This is a genomic window from Rubrobacter sp. M3-4, assembly GCF_059772285.1.
In genome coordinates this window covers 75,912-90,289 of sequence record NZ_JCBAJP010000009.1, presented here as the reverse complement: position 1 = coordinate 90,289, position 14,378 = coordinate 75,912, and the positions used below count along the sequence as shown (strand labels likewise).

The following is a 14,378-nucleotide window of genomic DNA, read 5'->3' as shown; positions in this document are numbered from 1 at the left end:
TTAGCGGACCTCCCGACCGGACTTTACGCGGGCTGCGATGTGGTCCCCACCGAGGTGGTAGGCGAGGTAGCGCCAGTCCGGGTCGTCGAGGAGCAGGATGTCCGCCCGGTAGCCGGGGGCGAGACGGCCGATCTGCTGGTGAAGTCCGAGTACATACGCGGCGTTGACCGTACACGCCGCGAGCGCCTGCGCCGGGGTGAGCCCGAGCCGGGTGCACCCCAGGTTCATCACGACCGGGAGCGAGGAGCAGAACGAGCTTCCGGGGTTGAAGTCCGTGGCGAGCGCTATGATGGCCCCCTCTTCGACCAGGAGTTTCACCGGAGGGTTCGGCAAACCGAGGAAGAGCCCGCAGCCCGGGAGAAGCACGGCGGCTGTGTCGCTTCTTGCAAGTAGCCTCGCACCCTCGTCGGAGGTGCTCTCCAGGTGGTCGGCGCTGCGTGCCCCCATCTCGAGCGCGAGGGGGAGTGCACCGCGCTCTGAGAACTGGTCGGCGTGCATCCGGAGCACGAGTCCATGCTCCCGGCACGCCGCAAGGTAGGGCCTCGCTTCCGGAACCTCGAACGAACCACGTTCGACGAAGATGTCCGCCGCTCTGGCGAGCTCTGCGGCCGCGGGCAAGACCTCACGGATCACGAACCCGAGGTATCCTCTGGCATCCTCGAACTCCGGGGGGACGGTGTGGGCGCCGAGGAAGGTGGGGTGCAGGTCTACCGGGTGGCGCTGGTCTACTTCCCGGATCGCCCGGAGCATCCTGAGCTCGGTCTCTCGGTCGAGCCCGTAGCCGCTCTTCACCTCGGCGGTCGTCGTCCCGCAGCAGAGCATCCAGTCCAGATGGCGTTCGAGCGCCGCCTCGAGCTCCTGCTGCGTGCCCCGGCGGGTCGCTTCCACCGTCGATAGGATGCCGCCGCCGGAGGCCTGTATCTCCTCGTAGGTTGCACCTCGACAGCGCAGCTCGAACTCATCGGCCCGGCTGCCGAGGAAGACCGCGTGGGTGTGGCAGTCGACGAGCCCTGGGACGGCGGACTTCCCCCTGCCGTCTACCGTCCTCGTGTTCTTCTGCGGCGGAAAGTCGCGCAGCACCTCCTCAGGTGGACCTACCGCGAGGATCCTCTCTCCGGAGACGGCGATCGAGGCCGGAGAATGGACCTCGAGTTTTCCGAACTCTTCCCTTCCTCTCTGGGGGCCTTTCCCTGCCGGGGAGACGGCGGATGCGAGGTCGTGGATGAGGAGTGTGGGACGGGTCATCGCTCCTCCCTGCGGTAGACCTGCTTCCCGGCGACCCAGGTCGCCGAGACCACCGAGGCGTCCGCTCCGAAGACGAGCGCCGAGGTCAGATCTTCGGGTTCGATGTATGCCAGCGCCGGGTGGTCAAGATCTATCTCGATGAAGTCCGCCGGAGAGCCTGGCTCGAGCGCCTCCTTTTGCCAACCCACTTGCAGCAGCCACGCCGCCGTGGAGGGGTCGTCTTCTCTCACCAGCACGCCCCTCCTCTGTGAGATGCGGCGGGCGTTGGTCTCCAGCTCTCTTAGCTCTTCAAAGGGGTCTATCCTGACCTGCGAGTCGGAACCGATCGAGAGATCGATGCCCCGCTCGAAGATCTGCCGGGCCGGTAGAAAGCCGTCCCCGAGGTTGCCTTCGGTCGTGGGGCAGGCGCAAACCCGCGAGTCGTACTCTGAGAGCAGGTCCAGCTCGCGCTCGCTCGCGTGGGTGGCGTGGATCACGGTGGTGCGCGGTCCGAGGGATCCCGTCTTCACGAGTAGTTCGATCGGCGTCAGCCCGTGCTCTGTTTTGCACTCCTCTACCTCGCGCACCTGCTCGCAGGCGTGGATGTGGAGGGGGAGCCCGTGCTCTTTTGCGTAGGCTGCGAGGTCTTCCAACCATTCTCGTGGCACCGCGCGCACGCTGTGGGCGGCGATCCCCACCTCGAGGAGCGGCCTCTGCGACGCCCAGATCGACAGCTCCTCGACCCGTTTTAGGAAGACCTCCGGTTTCGGGTCTCGGAAGCGGGGGATGCCGCCGCGAGCGTAAGCTGCAGGCAGGAGGAGCAGCCTGATCCCTGCTTCCCCGGCCGCCTCCGCTACGACCTCCGCCGACGCTTTGGGGTCTTCGTAGAGCGTGCCGTCGGGCCGGTGGTGAAGGTAGTGGAACTCCGAGACCGATGTGTAGCCGGCGCGCAGCATCTCGCGGTAACAAGCGAGGGAGATCCCCTTAAGCTCCTGGAGCGTGAGGTCTTGCGCCAGACCGTACATGGTCTCCCGCCAGGACCAGAAGTCCCCGGTTCGCTCGGAGCGGCCGCGCAGCGCCCTCTGGAAGGCGTGACTGTGGTCATTGACGAAGCCGGGGGCGAGCGCACGACCCGGGAGGCGCTCCCCCTCCCCGGACGGGCCGAGCCGGGTTATGATCCCGCCCTCGAAGCTCACCCCAATCCCGGAGCGGACTCCGCGAGAGTCCAGGATGAGATCCGGAAGCAGCGTGGTGCTCAAGGTTGCTCCCGCATCGGCAGGCGCACGCCACGCTCGTCGGCCACCTCTACCGCACGCTCGTAGCCGGCGTCGGCGTGCCGGATCACACCGGTCGCCGGGTCGTTGGTGAGCACCCGCTCGAGCTTCTGCGCCCCGAGGCGCGTGCCGTCGGCAACGGTGACCTGCCCGGCGTGTATCGAGCGGCCGATCCCGACGCCGCCTCCGTCGTGGATCGAGACCCAGGCGGCGCCGCTCGCGACGTTTGCCATCGCGTTCAAGAGCGGCCAGTCGGCGATGGCGTCCGATCCGTCGCGCATCCCTTCGGTTTCCCGGTAGGGGGAGGCGACCGAGCCGGCATCCAGGTGGTCGCGTCCGATGACGATGGGGGCCGAGAGCTCCCCTCTCTCTACCATCTCGTTGAAGCGCAGCCCGGCGAGATGCCGCTCACCGTAGCCGAGCCAGCAGATCCTCGCCGGAAGCCCCTGGAAGCGCACCTTCTCTTCCGCCATTCGTATCCAGCGCGAGAGCGATTCGTTCTCGGGGAAGAGCTCCAGTACCGCCCGGTCGGTCTTCATTATGTCCTGTGCCTCACCGGAGAGCGCGACCCAGCGGAATGGTCCCTTACCCTCGCAGAAGAGCGGCCTTATATAGGCCGGGACGAAGCCGGGGAAGTCGAATGCCCGCTCGTATCCGGCCCTACGGGCCTCCTCGCGGATCGAGTTGCCGTAGTCGAAGACCTCGGCCCCCGCGTCCAGAAAGCCGACCATCGCCTCTACGTGGCGGGCCATCGACTCCCTGGCGCGCTCCACCAGGCCCTCAGGGTCGCGCCTTCTCTCCTCCTCCCACTCCTCGAATGCGATCCCGGTGGGCAGGTAGCGCAGCGGGTCGTGCGCGGAGGTCTGGTCGGTCACCACGTCGACCTCGAACCCGCGCCGCAATACCTCCGGGATCAACTCGGAGGCGTTCCCGAGCACGCCTATGGAGAGCGGTCGCCGCTCGTGCCTCGCCTCGTCGGCGAGCCGGAGGGCGTGGTCGAGGTCGTCGGCCTTGACGTCCAGGTACCCATGCTCCACGCGCCGTTCGATGCGCGAGGGGTCGCACTCGACGCAGATCGCCACCCCTCCGTTCATCGTTATCGCGAGCGGCTGGGCACCACCCATCCCGCCGAGGCCCGCTGTAAGCGAGACGGTGCCTTCGAGGGAGCCCCCGAAGCGCTTGCGGGCCACCGCGGCGAAGGTCTCGTAGGTTCCCTGCAGGATGCCCTGGGTGCCGATGTAGATCCAGGAACCCGCGGTCATCTGGCCGTACATCGTGAGCCCGAGCCGCTCCAGCCTGCGAAACTCCTCCCAACTCGCCCACTCCCCGACCAGGTTGGCGTTGGCGATGAGGACCCGCGGCGCCCACTCGTGGGTCTTCAGCACCCCGACCGGCTTCCCGGACTGCACGAGCAGGGTCTCGTCGTCCCGCAGCTCCTGCAGCGTGGCGATGATCGCGCGCAGGCAATCCCGGTTGCGGGCGGCCTTGCCCGACCCGCCGTAGACGACGAGGTCTTCCGGGCGCTCGGCCACCTCGGGGTCGAGGTTGTTCATGAGCATCCGCATCGCAGCCTCCTGCGGCCATCCCTTGCAGGAGAGTTCGGACCCTCTCGGTGCCCGGACGAATTTGGTCCGCTGGCTCATCTGTTTATTCCCTCCTAGCCCGTCTTGTACCGAAGAAGTTTCGGCAACAGCTTGATCAGGACCTCGAAGCAGCTCTCCACGTCTTTCCAGGCCACCTCCTCTTCGGGAGCGTGGCTCACGCCGTTGGTCGAGGGTACGAAGAGAAGGGCGGTCGGTGCGAGCTCCGCCAGGTGCTGGGCGTCATGACCGGCGAAGCTTGGCACCCGGGCGAACTTCACCCCGGCCTCCCGGCACGACGCCTCAACCGCGTCCACCACGTCCCGATCCATAATCTTTGGTTCGGCATAGGATAACTTCTTACAATACAACCCAACCCCGCGACGGGACGCGGCGTCTTCCGCGCCACGAAGCAGCCGCTGTGTCACTTTATCCCTCTCCGTGACATCCGTGGAGCGCAGGTCCACCCCCAACGCCACCTCTCCCGGCACGGCCGTCAGAGAGTTGGGGTGTACCTCTATCCTGCCGGCGGTGACGATGGTCGAGGAAGACTCCTTCGAGAGACGCTCGGCGAGCAGAACGGCTTCGGCGGCCGCGCACAGGGCGTCTCTGCGCTCCTGAGGAGGCAGCTCTCCAGAGTGCCCGGTGGCGCCGGAGAAGCGGAGCTCGTAGCGCACCGGACCGGCCACCACGGTTGCCACACCCAGCTGTGCACCAAGGTTGGCCAGATGGCGACGCTGCTCTATGTGAACCTCGGCGTGTGCTCTGAGCCTCCCGAGCACGTTCCTGTCCTCCAGACGTGGGATGTCGGAGAGTTTCTGCAGGAAGTCCGCCCTTGCCTCATGGGCGCTCACCCCCTTCGCATCCAGCATTTCGGCCAGATCCGCCTCCGAGAGCTTGCCGGCCAGCGAACGAGAACCCAGGGTTCCAGCGCCGAACCGGGGTGCCTCCTCGGCCGCACAGATCAGCACCCCGAAGGGGCCTCTGAGCTCCTCCGTTGCTTCGATGGCGAGCAGCGTGCCCAGGGCGCCGTCGAACCTGCCGCCATCTGGAACGGTATCTACGTGTGAGCCGCTGGTCACGAACGGGCCTTCGGCTTCGGGTAATCCCCAAAGGTTGCCGAAACGATCGAGCCTCGCCTGCAGGGAAGCTTCTTCCAACCAGCTCGCTACCAGGCGCATGGCCTCGGCTTCGGCCAGAGAGTAGGCTGGTCTGTTCGCTCCCGAAGATCCTCTGGCAAGCTCAAACAGCTGCTGTATCCGCTTCCGGAAGCGTTCCAGGTCCACTTACATGGTCCCTTCGGCCCGTTCGAGACCGGGATCTGTTGGGTTTTGAGTGATATCCGGCACCGTCCTGTCGGCCACCAGGTAGTAAAGACCACCGGCCAGGATGATCCCCACCAACCAGGAGATGTCCGCACCCCCCATGTATTTGGACAGAGGACCCGTATAGAGCGCAGAGTTCATGAACGGCACCTGGATGACTATGGTCAGGATATAGACGGCGATAGTCTTCCAGTTGATCGCCTTGTATATGCCGTTTTTCTTGAAAAGTTCGGGTATCGAATACGAGCCGTGCTTGACGAAGTAGAAGTCCACGAGGTTGATCGCCGTCCAGGGGATAAGGAAGAACGCCAGGAGGAGGATGAACTCCTCGAAGAGGCCAAGGAAGTTGCCCTGACCCCAGATCGCTATGGCGCTCCCAATGGCTGCGGCTACCGAGGAGATGATGATTCGCAGGGTTCTGCCGGCAACCCTCAGGTTCACAAAGGATGTTAGCGTGGTGGTAAGCGACATGAACGACCCGTAGAGGTTCATCACGTTCACTGCGAATATGCCTAGAGCTATGACTATGAGGATCAGCCAGGAGAAGGAAGCCCCCAACAAGTGACTCAAATATCCCGAAGTGTTGGCTGAGATCTCCTTGAGCGCGATCGTCCCGGCCATCGCCCCCATGATCATCATCCAGGAGGTGCCTATCACCGATCCCAGATACGTCCACCAGAAGGTGCTGCTTATCGAGGTGTCTTCCGGAAGATACCTCGAGTAGTCGGCTACGTACGGTGCGTAGGTGATCTGCCAGGTGGCCGGGATGGATATCGCCAGCAGGATGTTGCCGGCCGTTATGCCGTGTGCTGCGTAATGTTCCGGCAGGGAACCGATGAGTTTGATCGTCACGATCGCGAATATTACCGCGAATATATAGGCAACCACTCGGTCGTAACGATGCACCATGTCGTAGCCGAAGACGGCCAGAACGAGGGTGAGCGCGTTGCAGATTATTATGCCGGGCGCGATGGGGATGTGGAGCAGCCCCGCTATCGCCTGGCCACCGAGGACCGCGCTGCTGGAGAAGAACCCTATGTACATCAGGATAACGAGTATCAAGGGCAGAACGGCCCCGAACATCCCAAACTGTGCCCGGCTTTGGATCATCTGTGGAAGCCCCAGCTTGGGTCCCTGCGCCGAATGGTAGGCCATGAATATGGCCCCTATGAGGTTCCCGACGATGATGGTGATGATTGCCCAGGTGAGGTTGAGACCGAGCGATATGGCAATGATGCCGGTCGCCACGGCGGTCACCTGCATGTTGGCCGAAAACCATACCGTGAACAGAGAATTCGCCCGCCCATGGCGCTCGCTGCTCGGTATGTGCTCGATGCTTCTTCGCTCTATGTTCATAACGCCACTTCCTCCTCGCCCTCTTACTATGTTGTGAATAATATTATTCTTAAACGGCGTATGTCAAGCGCTTTTTGTATAATTTTATTTAGAGCTGGATCTCCAATTTGATAGGATCTTCGTCGTGTAGACATGAGATCATGGAGTTCTTGCATTGGGGAAGAAGGACGAGATGGAGGAGCGCATACCGGGTGAGCATACTGCCGTGGCAAGATCTCGGCTCAGCAAGCTGTCGGCTCTATTCAGCCAACGCAGGTTAACGCCGGCGCAACGTCGTATAGCGCGTTATATCATGGACCATCCGAAAGAGGCTACTTTCCTTTCTAGTTCCGAGCTGGCAATGCGGGTGGGGGTGAGTCAACCTTCCGTCGTGCGGCTCTCGGCGGCGCTCGGATTCAGTGGTTATACAGAGTTTCAAGAAGAGCTACGAAAGATAGCATTGAGCGAAGACGTTGAGAATAGAGAAGAGAATAAGTTTCAGGCCGCTGCTACGGCTGAGATCTCCAACCTGTATGCTCTCAGAGAATTTTTGCGAAACGAGAAGGTGATTCGCGAGGTAGGGGAAAGACTTTCTAGATCCCGGCCTCTCGTAGTGCTTGGATTGCGGGCTTCGGCGCCGGTAGCCGGCTATTTCGCATATTTCGCGTCCAAGATCCATCCCGAGGTGGTGCTTTTGACGACCGGCGGAAGCACGGCCATGGACCGTCTTGCTCACGCCAGCCAGGCGGGGGCCAGTTGGATGCTTTGTTTCCTGATGCCCCGGCATCCTAGAGAGACCCTTGAGATCATGCTGTACGCCAAGAGGTTGGGTATGAGCATGGCGACCGTAACGGATAGAGCTCCTGAGTCCATAGTCAGCGTGAGCGACATGATTCTGCCGGCGGAAGTTGGTACGAGGCTCGTCTTCGACTCACAGGCTGCAGCGATGGTGCTTGCAGGAGCACTGCTGGAAGCAGTGTCCGATGCGGCTCCACGCCGTTCTCAAAAGCGCCTGGAAGATTTCGAGCGGAGGGCGGCCGAGTTTAAGTGGTTTGTAACCGAGTAGAACGCCGGTGTGTTTTAGGGCAGGGTTTATCTTCACCTTCCATCTTTTCCGACAGGCTCGTCGGCTTTCTCCACGGCCTCGAGGAGTTCCCCCGAGCGGACTATCTCCGAGAGCCTCTTCAGGTGCGTGTGCAGCGGGAAGTCGTGCCGCATAAAGGGCACCTCTCTCCGAATGCGACGTCGGGCGGCCTCGGTGGCCGCTGCGGGTTTCAGGGGGGAGCGCAGATCGAGGGCCTGCGCGGCGCAGAGTGCCTCGACGGCCAGGATGCCACACAGGTTGTCCAGAACCCTGCGCAGCTTGCGCCCGGCGCTCCAGCCCATCGAGACGTGGTCCTCCTGCATCGCCGAGGTGGGGAGCGAGCCGGTACTCGCGGGACCGGCGAGACGGCGGTTCTCCTCGGCGAGCGAGGCGGCGGTGTAGTGGGCTACCATGAAGCCGGAGTCGGTGCCGGCGTGTGGGGCGAGAAACGGTGGGAGCCCCTGCGAGCGTGCGGGATCCAGCATGCGGTCGATCCTGCGCTCGGTGATCGCACCGACCTCCGAGGCCGCTATCGCGAGGAAGTCGAGCGCGAAGGCCACCGGTTCCCCGTGGAAGTGCCCGCAGCTCTCGACCGAGCCGTCCTCGAGCACGAGCGGGTTGTCCGTGACGGAGGAGAGCTCCCTCTCGGCGACCTCCCGGCAGAAGCGCAGCGTATCCCGCGCGGCCCCGTAGACCTGCGGGGTGCACCTTAGCGAGTAGGCATCCTGCACCAGGTGGGGCGAGGCGCGGTGGGAGGCGACGATCTCGCTCCCCGCGAGCAGCCGATATATGTGCCGGGCGCTCTCGAGCTGCCCGGGGTGGGGACGCAGCCGGTGCAACTCCTCCCGGTAGACCCTGTCGGTTCCCAGAAGAGCCTCGATGGACATCGCCGCCGTCAGCTCGGCCGTCTCCACGAGCAGGGTGAGATCTTCGAGGGCGAGCGTGAGCATCCCGAGCATCCCGTCGGTACCGTTGACGAGCGCGAGCCCCTCCTTGACCTCGAGGGAGACCGGCTCGAGACCGGCTCTGCGCAGCGCGTCGGCCGCAGGGGCCACCTCTTCGTCGTCGAGTACCCATCCTTCGCCCGTGAGGCACAGCCCGACGTGGGCCAGGGGGGCCAGGTCCCCGCTCGCCCCGAGCGAGCCGTGCTCGGGGACGGCCGGTACGATCCCGGAGTTGAGGAGCTCTACGAGCGCCCGGGCGATCTCCACCCTCACGCCCGAGTAACCCGCGCACAAAGTCTTTGCCCGGATCGCCATCATCGCCCGGACGACCTCCGGCTCGACGTACGGACCCATCCCTGCGGCGTGGCTCCGTAGCAACGCGTGCTGCAGCTGACGGCGCTCTTCTGGGGGGATGCGGGTTGTGGCGAGGGCCCCAAAGCCGGTCGTCACCCCGTAGACTGCCTCCTCGCCAGAGGCGATCCGCTCGACGCGCACCCGTGAGCTTTGCATCCTCTCGCGTGCATTTTTGGAGAGGGTAAGCCTCGCTCCGCGCCGGGCGACGTCCGCCACGCCCCCGAGATCGAGCGCCTCTGCAGCTATCTCTCGGGTGCCCGCAGATCTCCGGTCCATCCTCTGCAGGTCCTCCTTCCCCGATGCTCCCGCAGTAATTCTAAGCCCGTTCAGGGGATCGGGAGGGTGAGGCCGCCGTCGATGCGGATGGTCTGGCCCCGGATCATCTCGGCCTCCTTCGAGCAGAGGAAGAGCGCCAGGTTCGCCACGTCGTCCGCGGTGAGCATCCGGTGGTAGGGGAGCCGGCGCTCTATCTCGGCCCACTGCTCCTCTATACCGGGGAAATGCTTGTGGGCGTCGGTGGCTATCGCCCCGGCGGAGATGGCGTTCGCGTTGATGTTGCGCTCCGCTAGTTCGACCGCGAGGTAGCGCACGAGCGACTCCACGGCCGCCTTGCTCGGCCCGACGCTCCCGTAGTTCGGGAAGACCCGCTCCGAGCCGAAGGAGGAGAGCGCCAGGATCGCCCCGCCCTCTTCGGGCATGAGCCTCGAGGCGTGCTGGGCCCCGAGCAGGAGCGCCCGGGTGTTGACGTTCATCGTCCAGTCGAAGCCTTTGGCGTCTATCTCGCTCACGGGCCGGTTGCGCCCGGAGGCGGCGTTGTGGACGAAGACGTCGAGCCGGCCGAAGCCTTCCCCGACCTGATCGAAGAGATGCTCTATCTGTTCTTCCCTGGAGAGGTTCGCCCGCACGAGCAGCGCCCTGCGCCCGAGTCTCTCGACCTCCGCGGCGACCCCGCGGGCCTCCTTCGCGCTCCTGAAGTAGTGGACGACGACGTCCGCGCCCTCCCCGGCGAACCGGACGGCGAGCCGGCTCCCGATCCCGCGCGAGCTTCCCGTAACCAGGACGACCTTCCCCGCGTAGCGCTCCACTCTACACCTCCGGCCTGATCACGACGCGCCCCGTGCGCCCCGGCTGGCGGAAGACTTCCTCTATCTCCGCGAGCGGGCGCACCTCCGCGACCATCGCCTCCAGCAGGGCGGGCTCTATCCGCCCCGAGCCCGCCCACCCGACCAGCGTCCTCGCGTCCTCGACGGTCGCGGCGTAGCTCCCGGCGACCACGATCCCCCGCCTCACCCAGTGCGAGATGGGGGGGAGGGGGCCTCCTCCCTCGTCCTCCATCCCGACGACGCAGAGCCTCCCCCCCGGCCGCAGGAGCCCCATCGCGAGCCCGACGCTCCGCACGCTCCCGGCCGTATCCAGGACGACGTCCACCCCGCCGCCGGACCACCGCCGGACCTGGCGTACGAGAGAGCGCTCCGTCCCCTCCGCGGTACTCCACAGCTCCTGCGCCCCGAGGCGTTCCGCGAGCCCGCGCAGGACCCCATCCGGTTTCCTGCGGGTGACGAGGGCCGTGGCCCCGGCCCCCATCGCCCGGGCGCCCAGCAGTGCACCGAGCCCGAGCCCGCCGCCTCCGACGACGGCGACGCTCTCGCCCGCCTCGAGGTGCACGACCGAGCGCAGGGCGTGAAACGGGGTCGCCACCGCGTCCATGAGGAGCCCGGCGGCGAGGAGCGGGACGTCCTGCGGCAGCGGGATCACCCGGTCCTCCGGCACCGCGACCCGCTCGGCGTAGCCCCCGGGGCGGTGGTAGCCTATGACCTGCTGCGCCAGGCACAGGCTCTCCTGGCCGGACGAGCACAGCCGGCAGGAGCCGCACGGTACGATCGGGAAGACCGCGACCGACCTGCCGTCGACGTATCCCGAGATCTCGTGCCCGAAGACCGCGGGGAAGACGGTCCCGGTAGGAGCCGTCGCCCCGGCGGCGATCTGACGGTCCGACCCGCAGACCCCGCAGCCGGCGACCTCGACGACGATTTCCCCCTCGTCCGGTTCGGGTTCGGGTACCTCCCCGAGCCGGAATCCTCCCTCGGGGTCGAAGAGGGCAGCCCTCACCGGCTCTCTTCGCGCTCGCGGCGGCGCGCCTCGGCGAGGAGCCGCTCGGCGATCGTCATCTTCTGCATCTCCGCCGTCCCTTCCTCGAACCACAGCGAGCGGGCGTCGCGGTAGAGGCGCTCCACCGGGCTGCCGGAGAGGTAGCCCACGCCGCCGAAGGTCATGAGCGCGCCGTCGGTCACCCTGCCGACCATCTCTATCGCGTAGGCCTTCGCCCGCGCGGCCTCCCGGGCTATCTCCTCCCCCGCGTCGAACTTCCTGGCGGCCTCCAGGCACAGGAGGCGTCCGGCGGCGACCGCGACGTCCATCTCCGCCAGGCGCATCTGGATCGCCTGCCGGCTCGCTATCGCCTTTCCGAAGGTCCTGCGCCGGCGGGCGTATGAGACCGCCCGGTCGAGCGCCTCCTGCGCGAGCCCGACCGCGCTCTGGGCGATGCACGCCCGGCTCTGGTCCAGAAAGCCCCTGACAGCGACCTCGAAGCCGCCGCCGACCTCGCCGAGGACGGCCTCCTCCGGAACGGCGCACTCTTCGAAGGTGATCACGGCGTGGTCGCAGCCGTGGTCGCCCATCATCTCGGGCATCTCCTCGATGCGCATCCCCGGCTGATCTCTGGGGACGAGGAAGGCGGTGAGACCCGCCCTGCCGACCTCGGCGTCGGTCTTCGCGACGACGGCGAAGACGCTCGCGCGCCGGGCGAAGGTGATGAGGTGCTTTTTGCCCCGCAGGACGTAGCGGCCGTTCTCGTATGTGGCGGTCGTCTTCAGGTCTATCCCGGTCCCGGCGTCGGGTTCGGTGAGCGCGAAGGCGACGAGCTTCTCGCCGCGGGCTATCTGCGGGAGCCACTTTCGCCGCTGCTCCTCGCGGCCCTGGCCCACCGTGCGCCAGATGCTGTTGAACGCGTGGCAGGCCATCCGGATCGCACCGTGGCAGCGTGAGATCTCCTCCAGGATGGGGAAGTAGAGCGAGAGCGGAAGCCCTTCCCCGCCGGCCCACCGCGGCTGGGTGAGGCTGAAGAAGCCGAGCTCCCTGAGCCTCTCCCACAGCCCGTCGGGGATCTCACCGGTGCGCTCTATCTCTTCGCCCCACGCCTCGGCCTCCCCGAGCCGGAAGGCCCTGGCCCGCTCGCGCAGCTCCCCGGCCCGCCGGGCGAGGTCTTCGGTGGCCGCCTGGCTCAACGGCTGCCCGCCTCCACCACGAGCGGCATCTGCCTGAGGTCCTTGCGTTTGGTCTTGCCGGAGTGGGTCATGGGGAACTCCTCCATGAAGACGAGCCCGTCGGGGAGCTGGAAGCGCGCGAGACCCCGTTCCCTCAGGAACTCGTGCAGTTCCTCGAGCGAGAACTCCTCTGCGCCCTCGTTCAGGATCACGCACGCCACCGTGCGCTGCCCGAGCGTGGGGTCCGGCGCGCCGACGACGACGGCCTGGTCTATGGCCTCGTGCTCGCCGAGGACGTCCTCTATCTGCTTGGGGTCTATCTTGGTCCCGCCGCGGTTGATGATGTCGTCCGCGCGGCCCATGAAGGTGTAGCGGCCCTCCTCGTCTTTGCGCAAGAGATCCCCGGAGTGGAACCAGCCCTCCGAATCCCACCGCTCGGCGGCGGCCTTCGGGTTGTTGTAGTAGCCGGCGCAGAAGGAGGGGCCGCGGCAGAGCATCTCGCCCGGCTCCCCGACGGGCACCTCGTTGCCGTCGTCGTCCACCAGCCGCACCTCCATCCCCGGCAGCGGCCGTCCGACGGTCTTGCTTATCGCCTCTATCGGGTCGTCGGGGAGGGTGATGGACATCCCGAGCCCTTCGGTCCAGCCGAACATGCAGCTCACCGTGATCCCGGAGTCCTCCTGCAGACGCCGCAGGATGGGGCTCGGCACCGGCCCGCCGGCGTAGATGAACAGCCGGGCGTTCGTGGTGTCTATCTCCTTGAGGCGCGGGGCGTTGGCGACGTGGATGACGTGCGGCGGCGCCCCGACGAGGTAGGTCGGCTTCTCCTCCTCCATCCAGCGCATCACCCGCGAGGCTGCGAAGTGCTCCATCAGGAGCATCCTGCCCCCGGTGTAGACCGGGAGGTTCACCCCGACGAGCATCCCGGTCTGGTGGCTTATCGGGGCGAGACACAGCGTCGCCTCACCGGCTTTGTGCCCGTAGAGCTTCTCGTAGGAGCGGTCGCCGTAGATGTAGTTGGCGTGCAGGTGCAGCGTCTCCTTCGGCGAGCCGGTCGTCCCGGAGGTGAAGACCATCACGAACGGGTCGAGTGCCTCCGGCCGGTTGGCCCGCTCGACGTCCTCCGGCGGCCGCTCGCCGGAGGATCGTACCTCCTCGAAGGAGAGGACGTCCTTCGGGTAGTCCTCTCCGCCCTGCACGATGACGTGTTCGAGCGTGGGGCTGGCGTCGCGGATAGCCCGGGCGTTCTCGGCCGTCGGCTCCCCGCGATAGTTCTCGGTGACGACGAGTACCCTCGCCCCGGCCTTCTCGATGCTCTGGGCGACGGCATCCCGGCTGAGGTCCACCTGCAGCTGCACCCCGACCGCCCCGATCCTGACGGCCCCGTAGAGCGCGACGACGTAGTCGAGGCTCGTCGGCAGCTGCAGCGCGACCCGGTCGCCTTTTCGCACCCCGAGCTCGAGTAGCTTCGCCGCGACCGCCCCGGCCTCCTCCCACAGCTCCCGGTAGGTGAGGGTGCGCCACTCGTCGCGGTGGACGAAATCGGGGTACTCGCGCGCGTTGCGCTCCATCTTCTCGGCGAAGGTCTCCTCCGTCCAGTACCCGGCTTTCTGGTACTCCCGGATCCTCTCCTCGGTCAGGACCATCCCGGGGAAGCGCTCTACCATCTGCAAACCACCCCCTTGCGTCCTTACTGGAGCTGGGACTCTACGTAGTCCGCGACCCGCGAGACCGTCATCACCCGGTTGAACTCCGACTCGGGGATCTCGATCCCGAACTCCTCCTCTAGCGCGGCCGCGAGCTCGGTGAGGTCGAGCGAGTCCGCCCCGAGGTCGTAGACGAAGTTGTCCTCGTCTTTGACCTCGTCGGCCGCGACCTGCAGGTTCGCCCCCACAACCTCGCGGACCTTCTTCTCGATCCAGGCCCGATCCGGCCTCTGCTTCTCCTGTGCCAAGATGAACCTACCTCCTGCTTCGGCTCGTGCCCGCGGAAGAC

Annotated in this window: 12 protein-coding genes; 1 reads left to right on the top strand and 11 read right to left on the bottom strand. The window is 66.0% G+C overall.

All coding sequences use genetic code 11. The features are described 5' to 3' along the window. From hutI to AC6EKW_RS11215, 5 genes are read right to left on the bottom strand one after another with little or no spacing between them, the layout of a single operon-like run. Nucleotides 1-1,245, bottom strand: a complete 1,245-nt coding sequence (gene hutI / locus AC6EKW_RS11235) for an imidazolonepropionase (RefSeq protein WP_498514423.1) — start codon at nt 1,243-1,245, stop codon at nt 1-3. Next, the gene (locus AC6EKW_RS11230) at nt 1,242-2,483 is read right to left on the bottom strand and encodes a formimidoylglutamate deiminase (RefSeq protein ID WP_498514422.1); all 1,242 of its coding nucleotides are present in this window, start codon (nt 2,481-2,483) and stop codon (nt 1,242-1,244) included. Before AC6EKW_RS11230 ends, hutI begins: the two co-directional genes overlap by 4 nt. After that, nucleotides 2,480-4,141, bottom strand: coding sequence for a urocanate hydratase (hutU, locus tag AC6EKW_RS11225; protein ID WP_498514421.1), 1,662 nt, complete (start codon nt 4,139-4,141; stop codon nt 2,480-2,482). The genes AC6EKW_RS11230 and hutU overlap by 4 nt, the downstream gene beginning before the upstream one ends. A 14-nt stretch (nt 4,142-4,155) precedes the next feature. Continuing rightward, nucleotides 4,156-5,364 (bottom strand): hydantoinase/carbamoylase family amidase, encoded by a 1,209-nt coding sequence (locus AC6EKW_RS11220; RefSeq protein WP_498514420.1) that lies wholly within the window; start codon nt 5,362-5,364, stop codon nt 4,156-4,158. After that, the gene (locus AC6EKW_RS11215; RefSeq protein WP_273886648.1) at nt 5,365-6,759 is read right to left on the bottom strand and encodes a purine-cytosine permease family protein; all 1,395 of its coding nucleotides are present in this window, start codon (nt 6,757-6,759) and stop codon (nt 5,365-5,367) included. A 172-nt stretch (nt 6,760-6,931) separates the two neighbouring features. Between AC6EKW_RS11215 and AC6EKW_RS11210 the strand changes: the two genes are divergently transcribed. Next, on the top strand, nt 6,932-7,804 hold the full coding sequence (locus tag AC6EKW_RS11210) for a MurR/RpiR family transcriptional regulator (protein ID WP_498514419.1): 873 nt from the start codon (nt 6,932-6,934) through the stop codon (nt 7,802-7,804). Between the two features lie 32 nt (nt 7,805-7,836). On the opposite strand, the gene hutH is transcribed toward AC6EKW_RS11210, so the two are convergent. From hutH to acpP, 6 genes are read right to left on the bottom strand one after another with little or no spacing between them, the layout of a single operon-like run. Then, nucleotides 7,837-9,396 carry a histidine ammonia-lyase gene (gene hutH, locus AC6EKW_RS11205; protein ID WP_498514418.1) on the bottom strand — a complete coding sequence of 520 codons (1,560 nt, stop codon included), beginning with the start codon at nt 9,394-9,396 and terminating at the stop codon, nt 7,837-7,839. A gap of 50 nt (nt 9,397-9,446) precedes the next feature. Further along, nucleotides 9,447-10,205, bottom strand: a complete 759-nt coding sequence (gene fabL, locus AC6EKW_RS11200; RefSeq protein WP_498514417.1) for an enoyl-[acyl-carrier-protein] reductase FabL — start codon at nt 10,203-10,205, stop codon at nt 9,447-9,449. A 1-nt stretch (nt 10,206) separates the two neighbouring features. Beyond that, the gene (locus AC6EKW_RS11195) at nt 10,207-11,229 is read right to left on the bottom strand and encodes an alcohol dehydrogenase catalytic domain-containing protein (RefSeq protein ID WP_273886652.1); all 1,023 of its coding nucleotides are present in this window, start codon (nt 11,227-11,229) and stop codon (nt 10,207-10,209) included. Then, a complete protein-coding gene (locus AC6EKW_RS11190; RefSeq protein WP_273843450.1) occupies nt 11,226-12,404 on the bottom strand; it encodes an acyl-CoA dehydrogenase family protein in 1,179 nt (392 codons plus the stop codon). Before AC6EKW_RS11190 ends, AC6EKW_RS11195 begins: the two co-directional genes overlap by 4 nt. Then, a complete protein-coding gene (locus AC6EKW_RS11185) occupies nt 12,401-14,050 on the bottom strand; it encodes a class I adenylate-forming enzyme family protein (RefSeq protein WP_498514437.1) in 1,650 nt (549 codons plus the stop codon). Before AC6EKW_RS11185 ends, AC6EKW_RS11190 begins: the two co-directional genes overlap by 4 nt. Before the next feature lie 23 nt (nt 14,051-14,073). Further along, nucleotides 14,074-14,337: an acyl carrier protein gene (gene acpP, locus AC6EKW_RS11180; RefSeq protein ID WP_337958714.1), complete on the bottom strand. Its 264-nt coding sequence runs from the start codon at nt 14,335-14,337 to the stop codon at nt 14,074-14,076. Nucleotides 14,338-14,378: the final 41 nt, after the last annotated feature.